Raw genomic sequence first — 25107 nt, 5'->3', positions numbered from 1 at the left:
TGCGATCAGGGAACATAGATGGCGAACTGTTTGAGCAGGGGCTCGTCGACGCGGTACTCGCCGCGCCACCCCTTGGTCAGGGTGAACGCGTCGCCGGGTCCGAAGGTGTGTGCGACGCCGTCGTCCGCTGTCAACGTCACCGAACCCTCCAGCACCCGGGTGTATTCGTTGCCCGGGTAGGACTCGATGTACTCGCTGTACGGCTCGGCGCGCCAGGAGCCGACGGTGAACTTGTCGTCTCCGCTGCTCAGGTGAACCATCTCGTGTTCCTTCGGGTCACCCGCCCGGAGCGTGTCCGCGGTGACGTACGCGCTGGGCGTCATCGCCGCGATGTTCCGGGCGTCGGTCGGGATCGGATGGACTGCGGTCATGGTGGTGTTCCTCAGTTCTGTGCGGTGGCGAGCGGGGGGACGGAGAATTTCTCGACGGTTTCGATGGACAGTCCGGTGACTTCTCGCCGGAAGGCGACCGGACCCGGGGCCGGCGGTTCGTCCAGTTCCTCGGCGTACCGGTGCCCGGACCAGACCGCGGCCGCGATGGTGGACGGAGCCCAGGCGTCGCCGATGCCGCGGACACTGCGCAGGTCGGCGCCGGCCCATTCGGGTTCACGCGACTGCAGTTCGTGGAACAGTCCGTCCTTCGGGAGGCGCGCGGTGACGAGGACGACGCTGTCCGCGTCGACGAACTGCTCGTCGCCGGTGAACGCGCACACCGTGCGCACACACTGGGCGGTGACCGCGGTGACGGCGCGGTTCACCTGAACGTGCACACCGGCCTTGATGATTCGCTTGCGGATCCGTACCACCTCCATGGTGTTCGTCGTCCACTGCGACACGTGCGCGGCCGGGGTGATCAGGGTGACGTCGAATCCCTCCTTGGCGAGGAGTTCGGCGACGACCGCACCGAGGTAGTAGTGGTCGTCGTCGAAGAGCACGACCTTGTTGCCCCGGGGGCGGAGCCCCGCCATCACGTCGTCGGGGGTCAGGACGTCGGCGTGCTCGTCGACGGGGACGGCGTGGGTGTGCCACCGGCCGACGCCGTCGCGGCGCCAGTGCGAACCGGTGGCGACGACGACGTGGTGGAAGTCATTCTCGATGACGTCGTCGGCGGTCATCTCGCTCTCCATGAACACGTCCACGTTGGGGAGCTTGCGGAGTTGCTGTTCGCGGTAGTCGACCACGCGGATCCACGCGGACAGTCCGGGCAGCTTGGACTCGCGGGTCACACGACCGCCGAGTTGCCTGCTCGCCTCGGCGAGGCTGACGTTGTAACCGCGTTGCCCGAGTGCACGGGCAGCCTCGAGTCCGGCGGGGCCGGCGCCGACCACGAGGACGTTCGAATCGGTCGAGCGGACCTTGATCCGCTCCGGGTGCCAGCCGCGCCGGAACTCCTCGCCCATCGTCGGGTTCTGGGTGCAGCGGATCGGGGACATCGTGAAGTCGCCGGACACGCAGATGTTGCAACCGATGCACTCCCGGATGTCCTCGAGGTTCCCCTCCTCGATCTTGCGGGGAAGGTACGGGTCGGCGATCGAGGGGCGGGCCGCCCCGATGAAGTCCAGGATGCCGCTCTTGACCTGGTGCAGCATCGTGTCGGGCGAGGTGAAGCGGCCGACGCCGACGACGGGTTTCGTGGTGAGTTGCTTCAGCCCGCGGACATACGGTTCCTGCTCCGCCTCGGGACCGAACCGCGAGGTGACGGAGTCGTCCTCCCAGCTGCCCAGCACGAAGTCCCACAGATCGGGGATCTCGCCGAGCAGACCGATCACGTCCTCGATCTCGCTGCGGGTGATCCCTTCGTCGCCGAGGAGTTCGTCGACCGAGATGCGGCACGCGACGGCGGCTTTCCCGTCGGCGACCTCGCGGGAGTCCTCGAGGATCTCGCGGAGCAGGCGAACCCGGTTGGTCAGGCTGCCGCCGTACTCGTCCGACCGGTTGTTGTAGCGGCGGGAGAGGAAGTGGTGCAGGCCGCCGATCGCGTGCCCGGCGTACACGTAGACGATGTCGTATTCGGCCTTCAACGACCGGCGCACCGCCTCCTTGTGCCAGTGCCGGAGGCCGGCGATGTCCGACTTGGTCATCGCCCTGGCTTGGACGGGGTCGTAGTTCCAGGAGACGACGGGCAGATTCTGCGGGCCGAGCGGGGTCTCGCGGCTGATCAGGTTGGGACTGTTCAGGCCGTTGTGGGCGAGTTCGATGCCTGCGAGGGAGCCGCCCTCGTGAATCTTCTCGGAGATCCGGGTCAGGGCAGGCAGGTCCTGGTCGTCCCACAGGCGCAGTTCGATGAACGGGCCGATGTCCGAGGTGGGGTGGATCTCGACCTGCTCGGTGCAGACGACGGCCCAGCCGCCCTCGGCCTTGACACGCCGCATGTACGCCTCGCCGGAGGGGTCGCGGTAGCCCATGCCGTTGCAGTGCGGGACTTGGAAGAATCTGTTGCGGGCGGTGACCGGTCCGATCTTGACCGGTTCGAAAAGGATGTCGTATCGCGGATCACGCACGGTGGGTTCCTCACGCTGTTCGGTTCGTGCAGTGCCAGAATCGTCGGTCCGCGCGACCACAACAGTCAACAGGATCTTTCCGTGCCACTGCATCAGTTTTTCAGATGCCCCCGTGGCGGCCTCGGCATCTGGAGAACTGATGCAGTACCCCGGATATTTGTGCTGTACAGATTTGCTGGGTGCGGACGAGAGTAGTGACCGGCATCACTGCAACGAGAGAGACGTCATGACCACAGATTCGCCCGCAGCCGCTGAAACAGCGCGCGGCGGCCTACTCGAGCGACACACGATCGGACCCGTCCCCGCGGCCGACCGGAACGGGACCGGCTGGGGACTGTTCGGCATCTGGCTCGGCGTCAGCATGCTGCCGTTGACGGTCGTGACCGGCGCTCTCGCGACCGCCGTGTTCGGTCTCAGCTTCTGGTGGGCCGTCACGGCTGTCCTCGTGGGCAACGTGTTCGGCGGCATCTTCATGGGACTGCACGCGTCGCAGGGCCCCGAACTGGGCGTCCCGCAGATGCTGCAGGCGCGCGGCCAGTTCGGAGCCAGGGGCGCCGCCTTCGTCGTCGTCGTCGCCCTCGTCATGTTCATGGGCTTCTTCGTCTCCAATGTCGTCGTCGGTGCACAGGCCATCCATCAGGTGGTCCCGTCGATCTCCGTGAACACGGGCATCTGGCTCGCCGTGGCGATCAGCCTCGTCATCTCCGCGGTCGGCCTTCGGCTGATCAAGATCCTCGTCAGCTTCTGGGCCGTCGTCATCGGAATCCTCGGGGCCGCGTCGTTCGTGTGGATCATCGCCGACGGCATTCCGTCCGGTGCGCTGTCCGCCGGCAGCTTCACCTCCGCCGGATTCTTCTCGATGGTGGCGGTCGGAGCGGTCTGGCAGATCGCGTTCGCTCCCTACGTTTCCGACTTCTCCCGGTACATGCCATCGAAAACGGGTGTGCGGGGAGCGTTCTGGGGAACCTACGGCGGATCGGTGCTCAGCGGCTCGCTGATGATGACCCTCGGCGCCCTCGTGGGTGCGCTCTCCGCCGAAGCCGACGCGATGAGCGGTCTCGACGGGTTGCTCGGCGGCTTCGGCCCCACCGTGCTGTTCTGCTTCGCCCTCGCCTCGGCGAGCACCAACGCGGGCAACATCTACTGCGCGATGCTCAACGCCCTCACCCTGATCGAAACGTTCGTCCGGGGTTGGTTGCCCGGGGTCCGCGGTCGATTGATCGCGACGATCGCCCTCCACGTCCTCGGTCTCGGAATGTCGATCCTCGGACAGGGCAGCTTCCTCACCAACTTCACGAACTTCATCACGCTCCTTCTCTACGTGCTGATTCCGTGGTCGGCCATCAACCTCGTCGACTACTTCCTGGTCAAGCACGGTGACTACGACGTCGACTCGTTCTTCGCCGCGGACGGCGGAATCTACGGGCAGTGGAACACGACCGCGCTGGCCGTGTACGCCGTCGGCATCGTCGTCCAGATCCCGTTCGCCGTCACCCCGTCCTTCACCGGACCGTTCGCCGAGGACCTCGGCGGAGTCGACGTGGCCTGGTGCGCGGGACTGCTCGTATCCGGTGTCCTTTACTACGTGCTGGCCCGGCGGACCGTCGTGTCGTCGCCGGCGCCCACCCTCACGGAAGAACTGGTGAACCGATGAGCACCATCCTCGCGGACACGGTATTCGTCAACGGGTCCGTGTTCCTGAGCGCCGACGCCGCGCCCGCGGATGCGGTGGCCGTGCAGTCCGGCAGAATCGTGCACGTCGGCCGCGGCGGCCTCCCCGAGTTCGTTGGTCCGGCAACCGAAGTGGTCGACATGCAGGGCGGCAGCCTCCTGCCGGGATTCCAGGACGCGCACGTCCACCCGGTGGCCGCAGGCATCCAGGGCCTCACGTGCGACCTGTCCCGCGAACCGCATTCGCGGGAACGGTACCTCCGCGCCATCCGGGACTACGCGGACGCTCACACGGGCGAGGCCTGGGTCACCGGGAACGGCTGGTACGGCGACGCCTTCCCGGGCGGGCTTCCGATGCGACACGACCTCGACACCGTAATTCCCGACCGGCCGGCAGTGTTCACCAGCCACGACGGGCACGGTGTCTGGGTGAACAGCCGCGCCCTCGCGGTCGCCGGCATCGACTCGGCCACCGCCGATCCCGACGGCGGCCGGATCGATCGGGACGCGGCAGGCGTGGCCACCGGAATCCTGGTCGAGAAGGCCGGCGAACTGGTCACCGGTCTGCTCCCGCCGATCACCGACGACGTCATGGACGAGGCACTGCTGGCCGCGCAGAGCCACCTGCATTCGCTCGGAATCACCGCCTGGCAGGACGCCGGCGTCGGTATCCCGCTGTTCGGATTCCCGGACAACCTCGGTTCCTACCTGCGGCTGGACGCCGATCGGACGCTGACCGCCCGGGTGATCGGCGCACTGTGGTGGTCGGCCGACCGCGGCCTCGCGCAACTCGACGACATCCGGGCACGACGCGCGCAGAGCGGCACGACGCGGTTCCACGCGACCACCGTGAAGGTGATGCAGGACGGCATCTGCGAGAACTGCACCGCCGCGATGCTCAGCCCGTACACGAGCGTCGCCGCCGGTGCGGAGGCGCTGGGCGCGTCGTTCATCGAACCGGACGATCTGGCCAAGGTGGTCGACGCACTCGTCGGAGATCAGTTCCAGATCCACATGCACGCCGTCGGCGACCGCGCGGTCCGCGAATGCCTCGACGCACTCGAATTCGGCATCCGGTCCCACCCGCAGTCGGACGGGCGGCACCAGATCGCGCACCTGGATGTCGTGGATCCCGAGGACATTCCGCGATTCGCCGAACTCGGTGTGATCGCGAACATCCAGGCGCTGTGGGCGCGACGCGACACGGAGATCGTCGAGCGCAAGTTGCCGCTCCTCGGCGCCGAACGCGAGAAGTGGCACTTCCCCTTCCGGTCGCTGCACGGCAGCGGGGCGCGCCTCGCGATGGGCAGCGACTGGCCGGTGACCGACCCCAATCCGCTCTGGGCGATTCACACCGCCGTCACCAGGACCGGTCCGAAGGACGATCCGCACGCGATCGGGGACGAGGCCCGCACCGTGCCGCTGGGTCCGGATCAGGCACTCGATCTCCGGACCGCTATCGAGGCCTACACGCTCGGCTCGGCGTACGCCAACCACCTCGACCACGTCACCGGCACCGTCGAGGTCGGCAAACTGGCCGATCTTGTTCTCCTCGACCAGGACGTCTTCGCCGCCGAAGACGTCAGCACGATACGCCCCACCCTGACCATGGTGGAGGGGCGGACCGTCTACCGCGCCGACTGAAAACCGGCCGACTGAAAACCCAGAGCGCGCAAGCACATTCCCATCGGCTCCAGCAACGAGGTACATCGATGAGCGACAACACCCCCACCGCCCTGGCGGACGAACAGACACAACATCTCCAGAAGTCACTCGGCCGTTTCGACATCGTCTTCCTCATCGTCGCGGCGGTGGTGTCGGTCGAGGTCCTCGGTCAGGTCTCCACGTTCGGTGCGGAGACCTTCACCTGGGCACTGGTTCTCGCGGTGTTCTTCCTGCTGCCGTACGGCCTCATCTTCGCCGAGATCGGCAGCACGTTCACCGGCGAGGGCGGTGTGTACGTGTGGGTCCGGAGAGCGTTCGGCCGGCCCCTCGCCGCCCTCGCATCGCTGCTGACGTGGGTGACCCAGCCCGTGTGGGTCGGCGGGTCCATGGCGTTCATCGCCGCGGAGACCTGGAACCACTACGTCACCGCGTTCGAGGAAGGATCGGTGACGGACTACCTGTTCAAACTGGTCTTCATCTGGCTGACGGTGCTCGCGGCCGTCGTGAGTCTGGCACGCGGCAAATGGATTCCGACGGTCGGCGCGTTCCTCAAGATCGTCTTCCTGCTGTTCTTCCTCGTCACCACCGGCATCTACGCCGCGAAGAACGGATTCGCCGGCATCTCGGCGGGCGACTTCAGCCCCACCCTGACCGGGCTCCTCGGGGTGACGCCGCTGCTGCTGTTCTCCTACCTCGGCTTCGAATCCGGAAACAGCGCCGCCGGGGAGATGAAGAACCCTGCCCGCGACGTCCCGATCTCGATCGCCCGCGCCTGCGCCATTGCCGCCGCGTCCTACCTGCTGCCGATCTTCGCCATCCTGCTCGTCGTCCCCGCAGACGACATCACCGGTGTCGGCGGACTTCTCGAGGCAGTCGCGACCGTGTACAGCGTCTACGGTCCCGCCGCACCCGCCATGCTCACCGTGACCGGGGTGATCTTCGCGGTCATCCTGATGACCCAGGGCGCGGCGTGGATGATCATCAGCGACCGCATGCAGGCCATGGCCGCGGCCGACGGCGCGTTCTTCGGCGGGTTCTTCGGCCGCTTCCATCCGCGTCTCGGAACGCCGGTGCGCGTCAACTTCCTGTCCGGACTCGTCGCCACCGTCTTCATGATCGCGGCCATGCAGATCACCGGCTCCGGGGGTTCCATCTTCGCGGTCGTGCTCACCATCTCGATCTCGACGTTCCTGCTCAGCTACCTGATCGTCATCCCCTCGGCGGTCCGCCTGCGCACCCGTTTCCCGGACGTCGTGCGGCCCTTTCGGGTTCCCACCGGAAACGCGGGCTTCCGCGTGCTCGGCATCCTCTGCTTCGCGTGGGTGCTGCTCGGCTCCTGGGTGGCGGTCTTCCCCGGAACCCTGGAATCGGTGTTTGGCCTGGACTACGACTTCGAGGAGATCTGGGGAGTGAGCCAGGGGACGTTCGAACTGTTCACCCTCGGGACGCTGGCCGTGCTCGCGCTCCTTGGCGCCGTCGGATACGTGCGCGGCAAGTCCGTGCGGTCCGAGAGCGGCCCGCGCCCCGCCCGGGAGGACGGCCCCGGATCGGAGCGGGATCCCGACCTCGTGAACGCCGACATCCGCTGACGGTGTCGCGGCCGCCGCGTGTGTCGTGGGTGGCTCCCCGGTCGGAGACCTGCAATCCTGGTGGCCTCAGATCCCGAGGAGAGCGCATGCAACGACGACCCGACGTGACGTTCACCCAGCTCAGGTATTTCGTCGAGGCCGCGAACTTCTCCAGTATGACGAAGGCCGCCGACGAACTGATGGTCGCGCAGTCGGCAGTCTCCTCGGCGATCTCCCAACTCGAGCACCAGATCGGCACCCAGCTCTTCATCCGGCAACGGTCCCGCGGACTGGTCCTCACCGCGGCGGGTGAGGAGATGCTCCGCGACACCCGCAGCGTCCTCGCCCACCTCGGTGAGGTTCTCGACGCGGCGCGCGGCCACGAGGACAACGTCCGGGGAACGGTGCGCCTGGCCTGCTTCGTCACCCTCACCCCGTTCATCCTCCCGACACTGATCTCGGACCTGCGTGATCAGCACCCCGACCTGGAGGTCGAGGTGGTCGAGACGCAGGCGGAGGCGGTGCGGTCGGCGCTGCGCAACGGCACCGCGGAGCTGGCCCTGACCTACGATCTCGGGCTGGGCGACGACATGGAGACGGAGACGCTCGGGGTCGCCCGACCGCACGTCATCCTTCCGCCGGACCACCGGCTGGCCGGACACGACGCGATCACCCTCGCCGACCTCGAGGGCGAACCCATGGTGTTGCTGGACCTGCCGAGCAGCCGTGACTACTTCCTGGCGATGCTGTCGGCGGCGGGGGTCACGCCGGTGGTCCGGTACCGGTCCGCGAGCTACGAAACGGTGCGCGGGCTCGTCGCCCGCGGCCACGGCTTCTCGATCCTCAACCAGCGGCCCGCCGAGGGCCGGACCTACGACGGCGGACGCGTCGCGACGCTGCCGATCGCCGACGACGTCCCCGGCCTCCCCGTGGTGCTCGCCCGGCTGAAGGGTGTGCGGAGCACGGCGCGGGCCCGGGCCGTCGCCGAACGGGCGCGCGCCGTGTTCGCGAAACAGGCCGGTTCGGGCCGCTAGAACGGCCACCCCATCTGGGCGTCGCGGTCGGCGCCGAAGGCGTGATCGACACGGTCGAGGACGTCGGGGTCCGCAGCCTGCAGCCGGTTCGCGGCCGCGAACGTGCGTGCCCGGTGGGCGCCGAGATACAGGCTGCCCAGCACGTCCAGGTCGAGCACCACCTGCGGGGCGGAGGCGGTCGCGGTGCACATCGCGGTGCCGTCCCGCACAGTCAGCGCGAACCGCCCACCGGCGTCCAGGAACCCGTCGTCGACCTGGATCACGACGTCGAGGTCTGTTCGGTACCTGCGGGCCTCGAGGGCGGCGGGCACGTCCATGATCCGGACCCACAGCTCGTCGTGGCGCGAGGTGGTGCGCACCAGCCGGCCGTCGGTCAGCAGATACGGCAGCGGGTCCTCGGGGGTGAGGTGCGCTTCGATGCGGCGCACGAGGTCCAGGCCGAGCAGTGCCCGCCACAACGCCGCGTGCGCGTCCCGCGTGACCGTGCGGATCTCCTCCACCCGGGCGACGGTTCCGTTGTCGCCGGACACGCGACGGTAGAGCACGTAGCCGTCGTCATGGACGAGCCCGAACAGGCTTGTGCCGCCGCCGCGCTCGCTCTCGCGGTCGGCGAAGATCCGATTCCACACGATCCCGGGCCGGACCTGCGCCCCCGGGGTCACCCGTTGCCAGCGGTCGTAGACGTCGGTGAACGCCACCCGGGCCTCCGCGGGATGGACCATCCGCACACCACCCGGGTCCGGTGCCTTCGGGTGCGGCACAGCGAACCGGCGGTCGATGCTCGACGTGGTCTCGACCGTCGCGGGTCCGTACCCGAAGCGGCCGTAGATCCCGCCCTCGCTGGCGGTGAGGAGCGACAGCGGGACACCCGACGTCCGGATGCGGGTGTGATGTTCGGTGTAGAGCGCGCGCAGGAGGCCGCGGCGGCGATGGGTGGGCGCGACCGTCACCGCGGTGACGCCCGCCGCGGGAACGCCTTCGCCACCGGGAACGGTGACGGTCATGGGGATGTCCATGGTGGCGCCGACCACCGCGTCCTCGTCGAGCGCGATGATCGGCGGCGCGCCGCTGACGAGTTGCTTCCAGTGGGCGGTGAACTCCTCGGTCTGCGGTGTCACGAAGCAGATCTCGTTGAGCAGGGTGATCTTCGGCCAGTCCTGTTCGGTCGCCGTTCTGATCGTGATGCCGGCGGTGGTCGTCGTCATGTCCCGACACTGGCACACCCCACGTGGACGCGCAGCCGAATTTCGGCGTCCGACCTTGACCCGGTGCGTGTCTTCGGAGAGTCTGAGACCTTGCCGACCGGTGAGGGGGTGACGTCACGGTGTCGAGTGACCACACCTCGTCCGCACCTCGCCGAACGCTCCGGCTGCGTCGGGAGTCCTGGGGATTCGTCATCGGCTCCTTCCTGTTCGGGATGGCGGCCACACGGGTGTACGGGCAGGCGGTCGGCCCCGAGATCGACAACATCACCTACTTCGTCGGATCGCTGTTCTTCACCACCGCCGGATTCATCCAGCTGCGGCTCAGCGGCAGGCCGGTGCCCGGGGAGGAATCCGCGACGGTCGAACGCTACGACTGGTGGGCGGCGCTGATCCAGTTCGTCGGCACCCTGCTGTTCAACGTGAGTACCGGGGTCGTGCTGATCCAGAGCCTCACCGTCGAACAGGACCGGGTGTGGGGGTGGAGTCCCGACCTCTTCGGGTCGACGGCGTTCCTCGTCGCCAGCGGTCTGGCGGTGGTGGCCACCACCGAAACCGACAAGCTGTGGGATCCGCATGCCCGCAACTGGCGCAGCACCTGGCTGAACATGATCGGGTCGATAGCGTTCGGGGTGTCCGCGGTCGGCGCGTACATCGTGCCCGGCACCGACGCGCTGAAGAACGCGACGATCGCCGATCTGGGCACGTTCGTGGGCGCGGTCTGCTTCCTCGTGGCCGCACTGCTGATGCGCCCGCCTCACCCCAGGTATTCGCCGAACCAGGCGAGGACACGTTCGTAGGCCTCGGCTGCCGCGGTCGCGTTGTAGCGGGGCCCGGTGTCGTTGAAGAACGCGTGATCGGCACCCGGAACCGTGACGATCTCGTGCGGTAGCCCCGCCTTCGCGAGTGCGGCGGCCGCGGCGTCGCGGGACGCGTTCACCCGGGCGTCCAATTCCGCGTAGATGGCGAGGACCGCGGCCTTCGACCCGGAGAAGTCGGCGCCCTCGGGCAGAGGACCGTAGAAGGGGACCGCCGCCGCCAGCCGCGGCTCGCCGGACGCGAGGAGTTGCCACACCATCCCGCCGCCGAAGCAGAACCCGACCGCCGCCATCTTCTTGTCCGGCACCCGTCGCCCGAGTTCGTCGATACCGGCCTTCATGTCGGCGACGAAGCGTGCCGGCGGCACGGTGGCCAGCGCGGCGGTGGCCTGCGCCTGATCGGTGAACGTCGCGGTCCCGCCCTCTTCCGAGAGCAGGTCGAGGGCGAGGGCGGAGTAGCCGGCACCCGCGAATCGTCCCGCCACCGAACGAATGTGGTCGGTCAGGCCCTTGTTCTCGTGTATGACGAGGACCGTTCCGCGGGGCGAGGCCGCGTCGGCCCACGCACCCTGCAGGACCCGGCCGTCCGGGCCGGGGAACGTCACGGCTTCGGTCCCGACGGCGTCGGCCGCGCCCGGTGGCGGGGGCGTCGCTCCGCCGGGTGTCACCGGCGCCGAGGTCGGCGACTCGTCGCTGTCGGTGGAACACGCGGCGAGCAGCGAGGACGCCGCCGCCACGCCGAGACCGATGAGGCCGAGTCTTCGCAACGCCTCGCGGCGGGACAGCAGCCCGTCGGCATGGTCGATTGCGATCTCTTCGGCGATATAGCGTTGCAGTGGCGTCATGATCGTCCCCGTCCGCATCGGCTGATGTAGGGAATTATCCCTGGTCGAAGTCGTGATCGGCATCGGTTCCCGATTCATCACTTTTCCTTATGCAGTGCGCCACTTATCTGTGTTGTACAGATTTCACTGGGGACCTCAAGATTGGTGCAACGTCACGAACTCCCCGCTCACCGCACATAGAAAGGAGCCCGTCATGCCGATCGCTGACCGTCACACAGCCGTCGAAACGACGGCCCGAACATCGGTGGCCCCACCGATGCCGGACAGCTCGACCGTGAACTTCGTCGCGGCCATGGGCGCCGTCGCCACCGGAGTCACCGTCGTCGCGACCGACGGCCCCGGCGGGCGCGCCGCACAGACCGTGAGCGCAATGTGCTCCGTCTCGGCCGACCCGGCGCTGGTGCTGGTCTGCCTGCACGGACGAAGCCCGGTCAACGACGCGATCTCCGAGAACGGCGTCTTCTGCGTCAATGTGCTTGCCACCCAGCACGATCACGTCGCAGACACCTTCGCCGGCCGCCCCTGGCCCGGCAAGCAGCGGTGGGACTTCACCTGCGGGCACTGGACCGTGGCCGAATCCGGCTCACCCCGCGTCCACGACGCGATCGCGTCGTTCGACTGCACCGTCCACGATGTCATCGAGGCCGGCACCCACCGCGTCTACATCGGGCGCGTCGCCGCCGTGGAGGCACACCCCGGCGAACCGCTCGTGTACGCCTCCCACACCTACAGCAAGCCCGCAGCGTTCGAACCTTCCACCTTTCCCGACTACCCGGACGCACACCCCGCGCCGAGGACCAGGAGCACGAAATGATCCGCACCGGTGACGAATACAGGGAGTCCATCAGGGACGGCCGCGAGGTCTGGGTCGCCGGGGAACGCGTCAAGGACGTGGCCAACCACCCCATGTTCAAGCCGATCGTCGACGTGCGGGCACGCATCTACGACCTCGCACACGACGAGGCCACGCAGGACGCGATGACCTACGTCGATCCCGAATCCGGCGAACGCAACGCCATCGCCAACAAGCTTCCCCGCACGCAGCAGGACTGGCTCGACAAGCGCGCCGCCGTCGACCTGGTACTCGAGGACACCCGGGGCGTGGTCACCCGCGTCGGTGACGAGACCATCGGCGAGATGTGGTCGCTGTTCGACGGTCAGGACGTCCTCAACGAGGTCGACCCGCGCTTCTCGGAGAACATCCGTCGCCACCTGGACCGGTCGGTCCGGGAGGACCCGTTCCACGTGTCGGCGAACACCGACCCCAAGGGCGACCGGTCCAAGGCGCCGCAGGATCAGGACCCCGACATGCTCCTGCACGTCGTGAAGGAGACCGACAACGGCATCGTCGTGCGCGGCGCGAAGTACGAGACCGCCGCCGCCTACTCCAACCAGGCGTTCACCAAACCGACCATCGCCAACTGGGGCAACAGCGAACTGTCCGACTACGCCGTCGGATTCGTGCTCGACATGGGTGCGCCGGGGCTGAAGTACATCTCCCGCAACGGGTTCGCCGGCCGCGCGCCGTCCGCCGACTACCCGCTCGCCAACCGCGTCGACGAGGTCGAGTCCCTCGTCGTGTTCGACAACGTCGAGATCCCCTGGGAAGACGTGTTGTTCTACCGGCACACCCGGGCGGCCACGTTCATCCGCTCCACCCTGCACCGCTACAGCGCGTTCCCATTCGTGCAACGCACCCTGCACCTGGCCGATCTGATGATCGGATCCGCACTCTGGAACGTCAAGCAGAGCGGGCTCGAGAAGCAGCAGGCGGTGCAGGAGAAGCTCGCGCAGCTCGCCTGCTACCGGGAGACGATCAACGCCCACCTCACCGCGGCCATCTCCCTCGCCGAGCCCAGCCCCGGCGGCCTGCTCATGCCCAACCAGTCCCTGCTCTACACCGGCCGGGTGATGGCGCTCAGCCAGCTGCCCGCGATGATGCACATCGCCCGCGAACTGTGCGGCGGCCAGATCTGCATCACCCCGGACGCCGCCACGTTCGCCGACCCCGACGTCGCGCCGTGGCTGGAGAAGTTCTACTCCATCAACGACAACTGGGTGGCCGACGACCGTCGCAAGCTGCTCGCGTTCGCCCGCGACCTGCTCAACAGCGATTACGCGGGACATCGCCTGACGTTCCAGCTCTTCGCCCAGTCGCCGCCTTTCGCACAGCTCGCCGCCGTCTACCGCAACTTCGACTTCGACGGTCCACTCGGGCTGGTCAAGGCCGCAGCGGGACTGTCGGACAACGTCGACGGAGGTGCGGCATGACCACCCACACCCGCGTCCGCCCGTTCAACACCCGTGACACGTACCCGGAACAGAACCTCGACAACGACCTCGCACAGGCCGTCGTCGCCGGCGGAGTCGTGTATCTCCGCGGGCAGATCGGACAGGACCTCGACACCCGGGAGTCGGTGGGAGTCGGCGACGTCGAGGCCCAGGCCGAGAAGGCGATGGCGAACATCGCGATGCTGCTGAAGGAATCGGGCAGCCGGCTGGAGGACGTCGTCAAGGTCACCATCTACCTGGTGGACGTCCGGTACCGCGAGACCGTCTACCGAGTGGTCGGACGCTGGCTGAAGGGTGTGCACCCCGTGTCCACCGGCATCGTCGTCGACGCCCTCGCCCGGCCCGAATGGCTCGTCGAGATCGACGCGACGGCAGTGATCAGCTCATGACGTTCTCACTCGTCGCCCGTGATTCCGGGGGCGCGTTCGGGATGGTCGTCTGCTCCTCGAGCCCCGCCGTGGCCGCACGCTGCCTGCACGTGCGGTCCGGGGTCGGCGTCGTCGCCTCCCAGAACGTGACCAATCCGCAGCTGGGACCGGTCGGCCTCGACGCGCTCGCCTCGGGTGCGAATGCCGAGACCGCGCTGAAAAGCGCACTCGCGCAGGAGAAGTTCCCGGAGTACCGCCAGGTCGTCGTCGTCGATCCGGGCGGCGGCACCGCCGTGCACTCGGGCGCGCAGACGTTGGGCATCCACAGCAGTGCGCAGGGCAGCGGCGCCGCCGTCGCCGGCAACATGCTCCGCGACGAAGGCGTCATCCGGTCGCTGCTGTTCGGCTACGTGTCGAGTACCGCCCCGACGTTCGAGGGCAGACTGCTCGACGGACTCACCGCGGCGGTCACCGCCGGTGGGGAGGCGGGGCCCGTGCACTCGGCGGGAATCCAGGTGGTCGAGGACGTGCCCTGGCCAGTCACCGATCTGCGCGTCGACTGGCACGACGACCCGGTCGGCGAACTGCGCCGGCTGTGGACGGTGTGGGAGCCGCAGAAGCGGGACTACCGGGTGCGCGGTGTCGATCCGACGGCCGCCCCGTCCTACGGCGTGCCGGGGGACCTGTGAGCGCCGACGCCGCGGTTCGTGACGGAGCCAGGAGGGCGGAAGACCGGATCCTGGCTCTGTCGCACGACCTCCACGCCCACCCGGAGGTCGCGTGGGAGGAGGAACGCTCGTGCGTGCGGGTGGCCGGGGTGCTGTCGGACGCCGGTTTCACGGTCGAGCAGCAGTACGTCGGTCTGCCCACCGCGTTCCGCGCGCACGTCGGTTCCGGACCGCTGCACCTCGCGGTCTGCGCGGAATACGACGCGCTCCCCGGGCTCGGGCACGCGTGCGGACACAACGTCATCTCCGCCATCTCGGTGGGGACGGCGCTGGCTCTCGCCCCGCTCGTCGACGACCTCGGCATCACCCTGTCGGTGCTCGGCACCCCCGCCGAGGAAGGCGGGGGCGGCAAGATCGACATGTTGAAACGCGGTGCGTTCGAGGGCGTCCATGCCGCCGTCATGGCCCACCCCGGCCCGGTCGACGTCGCCCGGGCCGAACCGTACGCGGTGTCCCACAGCCACATCCGGTACGACGGCAAGGCGGCACACGCCGCCGCGTACCCCGAACGGGGTGTCAACGCGGCCGACGCGTTCACGGTGGCGCAGGTCGCCATCGGGCTTCTCCGCCAACAGCTTCCGTCGAGCACGCGAGTGCACGGGATGATGACCCGCGGGGGAGAGGCGCCCAACGCCATTCCCCAGCGCACCGAAGGTCGCTGGTACGTGCGGGCGGAGACGCTGGAGGAGCTGGCCCGCATCGAGCCCCGCGTGGCCCGCTGCTTCGAGGCCGGCGCCGTCGCAACCGGCTGTGAACTGACCATCGCCCCGGAAAGCGAACCGTACTCGGAGTTCCGCACCGACGAAGCGCTGCTCGCGTCGTACGTCCGGCACGCGGAGGGACTGGGCCGCGTGTTCCGCACCGGCGCGGACTCGCTGATGAACCGGGCCTCCACCGACATGGGCAACGTCTCGCAGGTGATTCCCGCGATCCACCCCTACATCGGCATCGACTCGGCGCCCGCGGTCAACCATCAGGCCGAGTTCGCCGCGGCCAGCGCCGCGTCCGCTGCAGACCGGGCGGCCGTCGACGGCGCACTGGCCCTCGCCCTGACCCTGCTCGACGCCTGCGGCTCCGCCGCCCGTGAGTACTTGTTAACCGCCCGACGTTAAGAAGTACTCACGGGTGGGGCAAAGAATTCGAGCGCGATGTTGTCGGGGTCGCGGAACGAGATGCCCGAACCGTAGTGCGCTGTCTTGATGCCCCCGTGCTCGATGCCGAGGGCATCGAGCCGCTCCACCCACCGGGGCAGTGCGTCGGGCGAACACTGGAACGCGATGTGATCGAGTCCGACCTGCCGTTCGTCGAACCGTGCGGGAGCGCCGCTGTCTGGGTGCGTGTGCAGGCCGAAGAGCATGCCGCCGTCGAGCGCGAACACCGTGTGGTGGAAGGTCCCCGATTCCTCGTCCTCGTCGAGGACGGGGGCAGATCCGAACAGTGCGGTGTACCAGGCGGTGCTGGCCGGTAGGTCGGACACGGTGATCGCGACGTGGGTGAGGCCCGGGAAATTGGACATCTGCGACAACTCTCTTCTCCGGTGGAACGGTCTCTTTTTCGACCCTAACGAGCCGGCGCCGCCGGGTGGTGGACAAATGCGAAACCCTGCCCGAGCGGACAGGGGTTGAACACCGCGCCGCCCGAGCCTGTAACAGGCTCGGGCGGCGCGGTGTTCGGGGACTACAGCCGGGCGGGCACAGATGCAGCGCCGGAGGCGGTCTTCGCTCCGGTCGAACCGCGCCGCGCCAGGAGCAGGTAGATGGGCCCGGTCACCACCAGCCCGGCCACCCACGACAGGTCGGCGCCGCCGAGGAACGCGGACACCGGGCCCGTGTAGAGCGACGTGGCCATGAACGGAATCTGGACGACGATGCCGAGCAGGTAGGCGGTGATGGCCGTCCAGTTGAAGCGGCCGTAGATGCCGCCGTCGAAGCGGAAGATCGACTCGAGGTCGTAGACGCCCTTGTGGATGATGTAGAAGTCGATGAGGTTGATCGCCGTCCACGGCACCAGCACCACGAGAAGCACGACCACCAGATCGACGAAGTGCGACACGAAGTCGGCCGACAGCGCGATGGCGACGACGGAGGCCGCGACGAGGATGATCGTCGAGAGGATCACCCGGGCGCGGGCGGTCGGAATCCAGCGGGCGCGGAACGTCTGGACCGACGTGATGATGGCGAGGACGGCGCCGTACAGGTTCAGCGCGTTGTGGCTGATCACGCTGAGCAGGAACAGCACCAGCATGACGCTGCCGAGGCTTCCCGTCGTCGCCTTGACGCCGTCCATCGTGCCCATGCCGATCGGTGCGGCTAACGTGACGACCGCGCCGAACGCGAAGGCGAGGAACGAGCCGAGGGTGCACCCGAGGTACGTCGCCCAGAACGTCGACGGCACGCCCACGTCCTTGGGGAGGTACCGCGAGTAGTCGGAGACGTAGGGTGCGAACGCGATCTGCCAGAGTGCGCCGAGTGACACGGTGGCCAGCCAACCGGCGAAGTTGAAGTCGCCCCGCGTGAGGAAGTCCGACGGCAGGTCGCCGGTGAGGATGGCGAAGAAGCCCACCAGGATTCCGATTCCGAGGACCCAGGTTCCGATGCGGTTGAGGATGTGGATCAACCGGTAGCCGACGATGCAGATGACGGCGGAGCCGAGAGCGCCGGCCACGATCCCCACGTCCACGGGTATGCCGTTCGCGATCCCGTGCATCGACTGGCCTGCCAGGACGATGTTCGACGAGAAGAAGCCGAGATACATGACGGCGGCGATCACCACGATGATGAGCGCCCCGAACGTGCCGAACTGTCCGCGGCTCTGGATCATCTGGGGGATTCCCATCTGAGGTCCCTGCGCCGAATGCAACGCCATCAGGGCGCCCCCGGCGAGATGTCCGACGACGAACGCGACGAGGCTCCACCACAGCGAGAGTCCGAACAGGCTGGGGCCGAGGGCACCGGTCACGATCGGGAGCGGGGCGAGGTTGCCGCCGAACCACAGCGTGAACAGATCACGAACCTTGCCGTGGCGATCGGATTCCGGGACGAACCCGATGGTGTGCTTCTCCAGCATCGGGGCGACGGGGGTGTCGGGCATCAATCCTCCGAACGGCGCAAGTGCGCCACTTCTAGGTCGAGTAGTGGAGACCACAATGGTCGGAGGCAGTGAATCTGTACAGAACAACTAACTGATGCGTTGCATCACTTCTTCTGATTCAGCAGGTCGGACTAGCCTGGGACGATGCGCACCGTGGGAGTCGACCTGGCGGCCGAACCGAAGAAGACGGCTGTGGCGATCATCGACTGGTCCGGCGGTGTGGCCCGCGTCGAGTCCGTCCGGCTGGGAGCCGGGAACGACGCCGTCACCGAGGCCGTGCTGGCGTGCGACAGGACCGGTATCGATGCACCGTTCGGCTGGCCCGACGCGTTCGTCCGGATGGTGACCGACCATCACGCCGGCCGACTGTCCGCGACCAGCGGTCTCGCCAACCGCGACGGGCGTCGACCGCTGACCAAGCGGCGCACCGACCTCGTGGTGCAGGCCGCGACGGGGATATCCCCGCTCAGTGTGTCGGCCGATCTCATCGCGCATGTCGCGTTGCGCTGCGCCGGAATCCTCGCCGAACTCGGTGACTTCGGGGTCGACGTCGGTCGCGTCGACGGCCGCGTGGTCGAGGCGTATCCGGCGGCCGCGCTGCGCACCTGGGGGCTGGTGTCGCGCGGATACAAGAGCGCACAGAACCGGGTGACGCTGGGGGAGTTGGTCGACGCGCTCCTGACGGCCGCGGACTGGATGGATCTCGGTGAATTCCAGACGATCTGCCGCGAATCGGACGACGCCCTCGACGCCGTGCTGGCCGCCGTCATCGCGCGGGCCGCGGCCGTCGGCTGCACAGCACTACCGGAAGGCGACGACCGCGCCATCGCCGAACGGGAGGGGTGGATCCACGTGCCGACGGGAGGGCTGCAGTCGCTGCGGCCCTAGCGGCGATTCCTGCGACTGCGCTGGTAGGCCGACCGCGGCGACGCCGTCGGGTGAAACCTGGCAAATTGGACACCACACGCACCGTGCGTGGGCACACGAAGAAGGAGTCCAATGGCTTTCTGGGATCAGCTGAAGGCAAAGGCGTTCGAGATGAACGGCCAGCTCAAGACCAAGACGGCACAGTTCCAGAACAAGGAGTTCGCCAACGCCAGCATGGCCATGTGCGCCCTCATCGCCGCTGCGGACGGGACCATCGACCCGTCCGAGCGTCAGAAGACCGCGGCGCTGATCACCAGCAACGAGGCGCTGAGTGTGTTCCCGTCGGACGAGTTGAGCCAGAAGTTCGACTGGTACTGCAGCAAGCTGCAGTCCGATTTCGGGTTCGGCAAGATCGAGGCCACCGCCACCATCGCGAAGCTGAAGTCCAAGCAGGATCAGGCACGTGCCGTCATCCAGATCGGCATCGTCATCGGTGGCGCCGACGGCAACTTCGACCAGCACGAGCGAAACGTGGTGCGGGACGCCTGTTTCGCCGTCGGCATCGCCCCGGCGGAATTCGAACTCTGAGGTGACAGGTGACGCGCCCGGCTCACGGGCGCGTCACCGACGCTCAGTAGGCCGTGATGATCGGCGCCGGGTTCCACATGCCCGAACGCTGAATCCGGGTGGTGTCGATCGCCGCGGTCCTCGCGTCGGGGTCGAGCGGGGAGTACTGCTCCACTCCGCCCCAGTCACGGTCCCAGTCGTCCCGCAGATACGACGGTATGGTTCGGCTCGCCCGGGTCATCTCGATCCAGCCCAGGGGGCCTCCGCCGTACCGGTCCTGCCACAGGCTGGTCATGATCGCGCCGGGACGGTCGGGGAGGATCCGGTATTCGGGCGCCTCCGCGACACCCGTGCGGTGGTCGAACGGTCGCTGGCACGGAAATGCCAGTCCCACAGCCCAGTCGATCATCACGGGTGCGTCGGATCCGATCACGTCGTTCAGTGTCTGCGTCCGCGGAACACGCGGCGGTGTCACCGCCAGCCACTGCTGCGGATCACTGTCCGAATCCGACGCCACGAGTCGGATGACGTTCGTATCGTCCGGCAGGGAATCGAGCGGGACGCGCAGATTCCGCCAGGACGGAGCCGGGCCGATATCGATCGGCGTCACGCGTCCCGCCACCGCGACCCCGCCGTCCGGTTGCGCGGTGCCGTACTCCACCTCGAGGTTCTGGCTGTAGGTGACGACGCCGTCCGCGTCGACGGAGTGGATGCGGCCCGCTGCGGCGATGGAGATGATGTCACCCGCCCCGGCGTCCGAGTCGGGATTCGGCAACCGGTACCAGCCGGAGGTCAGTGACGCGTCGCCGTCGCTGCCGTCGCTGCCGAGGACGGGCGTGCGGTCGGGGTCGAGGCCGAACGGCAGGGCCACGGCGCTGCCGTTGACACCCACCGCGCCGGCGCCGCCGCCGGTGCCCGCGGCGTTGCTCGACGCCGTCTGCTCGGTGTTGTCGGTCTTGACGGAGTTGGCGACGCCCGCATCCGACGATTCCTCGTCGGCACTGAGGTCGCCGGCGACGCCGTTCGGCGTGAAGCCGACGGTGCCGGTGCCCGCGAGGGCGGTCGCGGCGTCACCCGACAGTGGTTGCAGCAGCGACGCGTTCGGATCGGTTTCGAGCAGGACGTCGTTGGCGAGACCGCACGGTGCACCGGTGACGGCATCGACGTTGGAACGGGCGAGGGAGAACGCGGGGTATTGCGCGACCGCACCCTTCGCCATCGACAGCGCCTCGAACAGCACCATCGCGGCGGCCGCCACCGTCAACGGCGGGATCGCCCACAACCGGCGTCGCCGCACGGATTCGGTCCGGGTGTAGGGCTCGCGGAAGTAGCACCACGCCGCGATCAGCAGCATCACCAGCGTGGCGCCGAGCAGGATGGTGCCTGCGCCGAGGCCGGCGATCGACACCGGCTTGTCCCACCACGGGACGCTGTAGCTGGACACGTACCACCACCCGTTGGTGCTGGTGAAGCACATCGCGAGCAGGAACAGCACGGCGGCCGCGAACAGCGCGCGGTTGCGTGGCGAGCGCACCACGGCGGTGCTCACCGCCACGGACGCCAGGACGGCGAGCGACCCCGCGAGGCCGGCGTAGATGCCGAAGTGGTGCGTCCACTTGGTGGGCGTGAACATCATCAGCCCCATCGCGGCGAGCGTGATGCCGATGAGCCGCCGCGACGGTCCGGCCGCCGTCCCGGGAATCCGGCCGCCCTTGCGGAGCATCACGAGGACCGTCACGGCCAGGCTCAGCACCATCACGAACACGCCGAACCGGCGCGACAGCGAACCGTCGACGGAGATGTTCAGCAGGTACTGGTAGCGGAGGTATTCGTCGAACCAGGGGACGTTGGGGCCGATCGCGTGAACGTGCTGCATCTCCATGACGGCGGCGAGGGTCTGGTCGGCGAACACCGCCACCAGGATCACGGTCCCCGACGCGACGAGCGGTGCCAGCAAGGCGATGTATCCGACTGTCTTGGCCCGCGCGATCACGATCTGCAGGATCGGCCGGGCGCCCGCGACCAGGGCACCGAAACAGATCAACCCGGACGGGCCCGCGGTCAGCGTGGCCGCACCGACCAGAATCGCCACCGCGGCAGGCAGCAGTCGCCGGGTCGCGACGGCACGTTCCACCGAGCACCACGTGAGCAGCACGCCCACCGCGACGATCGGCTCGGGCCGCAGACCGTTGTTGTACGGGAGCCAGAACGCGAGGAACACCAGTCCGCCGGTCCACAGCGCGAGCCGGTTGCCCCGGACCGCGGCGCCGAGTCGCGGTGCGACTTCACGGCTGATCACCAGCCAGGCGACGATGCCGGCGAGCAGCGCGGGCAGACGCACGAACGGGCTCGCCGGTGTGATGTTCGCCAGCACCGCGAGGACGTCGTAATACGGAGACCCGAACGGCGCCTCCGGGACGCCGTACCAGCGGAAGTAGTTGGCCATGTAGCCCGCCGCCTCGGACGTGCGGGCCATGTTGAACTGATAGCCGTCGTCGGAGGTGGAGGCGCCGATGAAGTGCCACAGCACCAGCGTGCCGATGACGACGGCGTCGACGGCCCCGAACGACCACCAGCGGGTGGGCAGGAATCGTCGTGCCCGGCGTCCGTCCACGTTGTCGAGACGGTGCAGCGCCACCAGCGCCAGAATCGTCGCGAGCGCGCCCACCACCATGGCGACGAACTTGAGGGTCGACGGCGTCGACGAGAAGCGGCTGTCGATCTGCGCCGTCACCTGCAGTCCGTCGGGCACCGCACCGTCGAGGTCGCTGAAGATGCCCACCATCTGCGGGCGGAGGTCGCCGTCGACGACGGTCGGTGCGTCCTGGCCCGCCCCGACGAAACCGGCGGTGGTCCGCGTGGAATCCGACGAGACCACGAGCGCGCAGTCTGCGGGTAGCTGGTCCAGCGGCGACGACAGGAGCACCTTGTTCCGCAACAGCACCTCGACGCCGGCGGGACTGTCCGGGGTCGCGGGATTCACCCTGGCGACCAGTCCGTACTTCCCGGCGTCGGCGGCGCCCGCGGGGGCGGTGGAGGTCAGGATCCCGCCGCGGTCGGCGAGTTCACCGACCGCCGAACAGGGGATCTGCACGTCGAGGCTCAGCGGCGCGTAGGAAACGAGCGGTGCCTCGACGCTTCCGGTGCTGCCGTTCTGCGGCCAAGTGAGGGTCGCGCTGTCCTGCTCGACCGGAAGGAACGGGAGCGACAACGTGAGCAGCACTCCGAAGACGGAGGCGACGATCGCGAGAAGGCGGGCGGAGCGGATCGACTGACCGAGGGGAGACGACTGGGGCGGGGTTTCGATCGGCGACTCGTCCGAGTCGTCTCTGGACACTTTCGCCGATTCCAGCCTGCTGTCAGTCACGACGTCGGATAGTACCCATCCGTGCCAATTGTTAGCGAAGGCAAAGAACAGGCCTGGTCGGAGGGTCGGCCGCCCCGGCTGATCACATGTGGAAGTGCTTCAGGATCCGCGACCGGCGCTCCGCTCGGGTGAGGAGATGGTGGTGATGCCGCGGACCACGGCGGTGCCGAACTTCGGAATGCACTTCGCGGATGATCTCGAACATGCCTCTGCCTTCCTTCTACGCGAGTCGGTAGCCCGACGGTAGGTCGAGGGCAGGGTGAGCCGATTCACCCGGGGCGGGTGAACCAGGTCACCCGGTCACGGGCTGCACCGACAGCTGTTTCACGCCGGTCTGCGAACAGCCGGTGGTGGGGTAGGGGAGGAATACCGACCCGGTGTCGTCGGGTGGGTACACCCGGAATCCCGCGACCGGAGTGGGGCCACACGTCTCGGCGGGATAGTTCTGCACCACCGTGGCACGCACCGCTGCGGTGGCCCGTGCGCCCGGGGCGACCGTCACCGGAGTCTCGGTGCCACCGTCCCGATCGGCCGCGGCACCCACCTGCGGACCGTCCGGGGCGGCGACGTACGAGACCCCCGGGTATCCGTGGAGGACGCAGCCGCGGGTGCCGGTGTTGGTGAAGACGAGCGGGATCTCCTGAGATCCGGCGGCCCCACTCGCCTGTCCGAGCGTCACCTGCAGTTCGCCGATCAGGCAGCGGTCGGGGTGCGGTGCGGTCGTCTCGGTCGGCGCGGATCTCGTGAAGGTGATGTCACGTGAGGGTTCGGCGGTCCCCGTCTCGTCCGTCGAGCCGCACGCCGAGGCGGTGAGCACGGCGGCGATTCCGAGTACGCCGAGAAGGGTGCGTGCCGGTGACTGCGTGCGCATCTGATCGCTCCTCTTCGCCGATGTGCTGCCGTACGTCGATGGTCCGCGATCGGTGCCGTCCCGGTGTGTGGTTCGGGGAGATCGCATTCGCCCCTTGCGGGAGGATTCCGGTCGTAAGCTGCGGGGCGCAGGGGGATCCGCAACACTTTCACTGGAGGCTGATCGATGAGCGAAGTTCTGGACCGGACCAAGATCTACATCGACGGATCCTGGATCGATTCGCAGGGAACGGGCCGGATCGACGTGGTGAATCCGGCCACCGAGGACGTCATCGCGGTAGTCGCCGAGGGCACCGCCGATGACGTCGATCGCGCCGCGAAGGCCGCGCGAGCAGCCTTCCCCGCATGGTCCGCGCTCAGCGGCAAGGAACGTGGCGAGTACCTCCAGAAGGCCGCTGCCCTGATCCAGGAGCGCCTCGACGACTTCACCGCCCTCGTGTCCCGCGACATGGGCATGCCGCTGGGATTCGCGAAGCCCATCCAGATCGGCATGCCGCTCGCGAACCTCGCCGCCTTCGCCGAACTGGCCGCCACCTACGACTTCGACGCCCACGAGGTGGGCAACTCGCTGATCGTGCGCGAGCCGATCGGTGTGGTCGGGGCGATCACCCCGTGGAATTTCCCGCTCCACCAGGTGGTGCTCAAGGTCGGCGGTGCTCTGGCCGCGGGATGCACCGTCGTGCTCAAGCCGACCGAGGTGGCACCGCTCGCCACGTACGCTCTCACCGACATCTTCGACGAAATCGGTCTGCCGGCAGGCGTGTTCAACCTTGTCAGCGGATTCGGGCCCGTCGTGGGCGAGGCGATCGCCGGCCATCCCGAGGTGGACATGGTCTCGTTCACCGGCTCCACCCGCGCGGGAAAGAGGGTCGCGGTGGTCGCGGCCGAGACGGTGAAGAAGGTGGCACTCGAGCTCGGCGGCAAGTCGGCCAACGTCATCCTCGACGACGCCGACCTGACGAAGGCTGTCACCGACGGAGTGGCCAAGTGTTTCCTCAACTCCGGTCAGACCTGCTCGGCGCTGACCCGGATGCTGGTCCCCGCGGACAAGGTGGACGAGGCCGCCGCCATCGCGGCGCAGGTCGCGCAGAACTACTCCGTCGGCGATCCGACGGCCGCCACGTCGGTGCTCGGGCCGCTGGTGAACTCGAACCAGCTGAAGCGGGTGCGCGGCTACATCGAACAGGGCATCGCGGAAGGCGCACAGGCCGTACTCGACGGCCGGGAGACCGGCCAGGAATCCGGTTACTTCGTCGGACCCACCGTGTTCTCCGGCGTCACCGAGGACATGACCATCGCCAAGGAGGAGATCTTCGGCCCCGTCCTGTCGATCATCGGGTACCAGGACGAGGACGACGCGGTGCGGATCGCCAACGCAACGGAGTACGGACTCGCCGCCGGCGTCTGGTCCGGTGACCAGGACCGCGCCGACCGCGTCGCGCGGCAGTTGCGCGCCGGCCAGGTAGAGGTGAACGGCGGGAGGTTCAACACCAACGCCCCGTTCGGCGGGTACAAGCAGTCGGGCATCGGCCGCGAGGCCGGCGTCCTCGGCTTCGAGGAGTTCCTCGAGATCAAGTCGATCCAGCGGTAGGCGGCTTCGCCGCCCGTGCGTGGTTGACGAGTCTCTGGACTCGCTAACCACGCACGGGTGCGGA

22 protein-coding genes are annotated in these 25107 nt (G+C 68.2%); 13 read left to right on the top strand and 9 right to left on the bottom strand.

All coding sequences use genetic code 11. The features are described 5' to 3' along the window. Positions 1-5: 5 nt before the first annotated feature. Together CJ177_RS40745 and CJ177_RS40740 are read right to left on the bottom strand one after the other, a co-directional pair. A complete protein-coding gene (locus CJ177_RS40745; RefSeq protein ID WP_061699703.1) occupies positions 6-371 on the bottom strand; it encodes a cupin domain-containing protein in 366 nt (121 codons plus the stop codon). Positions 372-382: 11 nt separating this feature from the next. Then, positions 383-2500: an FAD-dependent oxidoreductase gene (locus tag CJ177_RS40740; RefSeq protein ID WP_095870420.1), complete on the bottom strand. Its 2118-nt coding sequence runs from the start codon at positions 2498-2500 to the stop codon at positions 383-385. A 226-nt stretch (positions 2501-2726) separates the two neighbouring features. On the opposite strand from CJ177_RS40740, the gene CJ177_RS40735 reads away from it, so the two are divergent. The 4 genes from CJ177_RS40735 (at position 2727) to CJ177_RS40720 (ending at position 8438) form a co-directional block, all read left to right on the top strand. Beyond that, positions 2727-4154 (top strand): cytosine permease, encoded by a 1428-nt coding sequence (locus tag CJ177_RS40735; protein ID WP_061699704.1) that lies wholly within the window; start codon positions 2727-2729, stop codon positions 4152-4154. Beyond that, positions 4151-5815: an amidohydrolase gene (locus CJ177_RS40730; protein WP_061699705.1), complete on the top strand. Its 1665-nt coding sequence runs from the start codon at positions 4151-4153 to the stop codon at positions 5813-5815. Before CJ177_RS40735 ends, CJ177_RS40730 begins: the two co-directional genes overlap by 4 nt. Before the next feature lie 68 nt (positions 5816-5883). Beyond that, positions 5884-7425 carry an APC family permease gene (locus CJ177_RS40725; protein WP_095870367.1) on the top strand — a complete coding sequence of 514 codons (1542 nt, stop codon included), beginning with the start codon at positions 5884-5886 and terminating at the stop codon, positions 7423-7425. 86 nt (positions 7426-7511) lie between these two features. Then, a complete protein-coding gene (locus CJ177_RS40720; RefSeq protein ID WP_005252424.1) occupies positions 7512-8438 on the top strand; it encodes a LysR family transcriptional regulator in 927 nt (308 codons plus the stop codon). Here CJ177_RS40720 and CJ177_RS40715 read toward each other — a convergent pair. Further along, the gene (locus CJ177_RS40715) at positions 8435-9643 is read right to left on the bottom strand and encodes an enhanced intracellular survival protein Eis (protein WP_061699707.1); all 1209 of its coding nucleotides are present in this window, start codon (positions 9641-9643) and stop codon (positions 8435-8437) included. The two genes, CJ177_RS40720 and CJ177_RS40715, sit on opposite strands and share 4 nt — an antisense overlap. A 119-nt stretch (positions 9644-9762) precedes the next feature. On the opposite strand from CJ177_RS40715, the gene CJ177_RS40710 reads away from it, so the two are divergent. After that, on the top strand, positions 9763-10440 hold the full coding sequence (locus tag CJ177_RS40710; RefSeq protein WP_005252427.1) for a YrhK family protein: 678 nt from the start codon (positions 9763-9765) through the stop codon (positions 10438-10440). Here CJ177_RS40710 and CJ177_RS40705 read toward each other — a convergent pair. Beyond that, on the bottom strand, positions 10398-11303 hold the full coding sequence (locus CJ177_RS40705) for a dienelactone hydrolase family protein (RefSeq protein ID WP_061044474.1): 906 nt from the start codon (positions 11301-11303) through the stop codon (positions 10398-10400). The genes CJ177_RS40710 and CJ177_RS40705 overlap by 43 nt on opposite strands. 193 nt (positions 11304-11496) lie before the next feature. On the opposite strand from CJ177_RS40705, the gene CJ177_RS40700 reads away from it, so the two are divergent. The 5 genes from CJ177_RS40700 to CJ177_RS40680 are packed head-to-tail and all read left to right on the top strand — an operon-like array spanning position 11497 to position 15803. Beyond that, complete coding sequence (locus tag CJ177_RS40700; RefSeq protein WP_095870366.1) at positions 11497-12117, top strand: flavin reductase family protein; 621 nt, start codon at positions 11497-11499, stop codon at positions 12115-12117. After that, positions 12114-13574 (top strand): 4-hydroxyphenylacetate 3-hydroxylase family protein, encoded by a 1461-nt coding sequence (locus tag CJ177_RS40695; RefSeq protein WP_005252432.1) that lies wholly within the window; start codon positions 12114-12116, stop codon positions 13572-13574. Before CJ177_RS40700 ends, CJ177_RS40695 begins: the two co-directional genes overlap by 4 nt. Beyond that, entirely contained in the window at positions 13571-13984 is a 414-nt protein-coding gene (locus CJ177_RS40690) for a RidA family protein (protein ID WP_005252433.1), read from the top strand. Before CJ177_RS40695 ends, CJ177_RS40690 begins: the two co-directional genes overlap by 4 nt. After that, a complete protein-coding gene (locus CJ177_RS40685) occupies positions 13981-14652 on the top strand; it encodes a DUF1028 domain-containing protein (protein WP_061044394.1) in 672 nt (223 codons plus the stop codon). The genes CJ177_RS40690 and CJ177_RS40685 overlap by 4 nt, the downstream gene beginning before the upstream one ends. After that, positions 14649-15803: a M20 family metallopeptidase gene (locus CJ177_RS40680; RefSeq protein ID WP_005252438.1), complete on the top strand. Its 1155-nt coding sequence runs from the start codon at positions 14649-14651 to the stop codon at positions 15801-15803. Before CJ177_RS40685 ends, CJ177_RS40680 begins: the two co-directional genes overlap by 4 nt. Here the strand turns inward: CJ177_RS40680 and CJ177_RS40675 are convergent. Both CJ177_RS40675 and CJ177_RS40670 read right to left on the bottom strand, forming a co-directional pair. Then, positions 15800-16207, bottom strand: a complete 408-nt coding sequence (locus CJ177_RS40675) for a VOC family protein (RefSeq protein WP_025433064.1) — start codon at positions 16205-16207, stop codon at positions 15800-15802. The two genes, CJ177_RS40680 and CJ177_RS40675, sit on opposite strands and share 4 nt — an antisense overlap. A 161-nt stretch (positions 16208-16368) precedes the next feature. Beyond that, positions 16369-17781, bottom strand: coding sequence for a cytosine permease (locus CJ177_RS40670; RefSeq protein ID WP_095870365.1), 1413 nt, complete (start codon positions 17779-17781; stop codon positions 16369-16371). Positions 17782-17925: 144 nt separating this feature from the next. Between CJ177_RS40670 and CJ177_RS40665 the strand changes: the two genes are divergently transcribed. Together CJ177_RS40665 and CJ177_RS40660 are read left to right on the top strand one after the other, a co-directional pair. Further along, positions 17926-18669 (top strand): DUF429 domain-containing protein, encoded by a 744-nt coding sequence (locus CJ177_RS40665; RefSeq protein WP_095870364.1) that lies wholly within the window; start codon positions 17926-17928, stop codon positions 18667-18669. Between the two features lie 111 nt (positions 18670-18780). Then, entirely contained in the window at positions 18781-19236 is a 456-nt protein-coding gene (locus tag CJ177_RS40660) for a tellurite resistance TerB family protein (RefSeq protein WP_095870363.1), read from the top strand. A 43-nt stretch (positions 19237-19279) separates the two neighbouring features. Here CJ177_RS40660 and CJ177_RS40655 read toward each other — a convergent pair whose 3' ends face one another. From CJ177_RS40655 to CJ177_RS40650, 3 genes are all read right to left on the bottom strand, one after another. Next, the gene (locus tag CJ177_RS40655; protein WP_095870362.1) at positions 19280-22552 is read right to left on the bottom strand and encodes an arabinosyltransferase domain-containing protein; all 3273 of its coding nucleotides are present in this window, start codon (positions 22550-22552) and stop codon (positions 19280-19282) included. A gap of 112 nt (positions 22553-22664) precedes the next feature. After that, complete coding sequence (locus CJ177_RS48815) at positions 22665-22787, bottom strand: hypothetical protein (RefSeq protein WP_257014924.1); 123 nt, start codon at positions 22785-22787, stop codon at positions 22665-22667. 87 nt (positions 22788-22874) lie between these two features. Continuing rightward, positions 22875-23453 (bottom strand): DUF4232 domain-containing protein, encoded by a 579-nt coding sequence (locus CJ177_RS40650; RefSeq protein ID WP_061044397.1) that lies wholly within the window; start codon positions 23451-23453, stop codon positions 22875-22877. Positions 23454-23618: 165 nt separating this feature from the next. Between CJ177_RS40650 and CJ177_RS40645 the strand changes: the two genes are divergently transcribed. Beyond that, positions 23619-25043 (top strand): aldehyde dehydrogenase family protein, encoded by a 1425-nt coding sequence (locus tag CJ177_RS40645; protein ID WP_095870361.1) that lies wholly within the window; start codon positions 23619-23621, stop codon positions 25041-25043. Positions 25044-25107 lie beyond the last annotated feature (64 nt).

The organism is Rhodococcus sp. ACPA1 (assembly GCF_002300195.1).
GTDB classification, from domain to species: domain Bacteria; phylum Actinomycetota; class Actinomycetes; order Mycobacteriales; family Mycobacteriaceae; genus Rhodococcus_F; species Rhodococcus_F opacus.
This window is presented reverse-complemented; position numbering and strand designations above follow the sequence as displayed.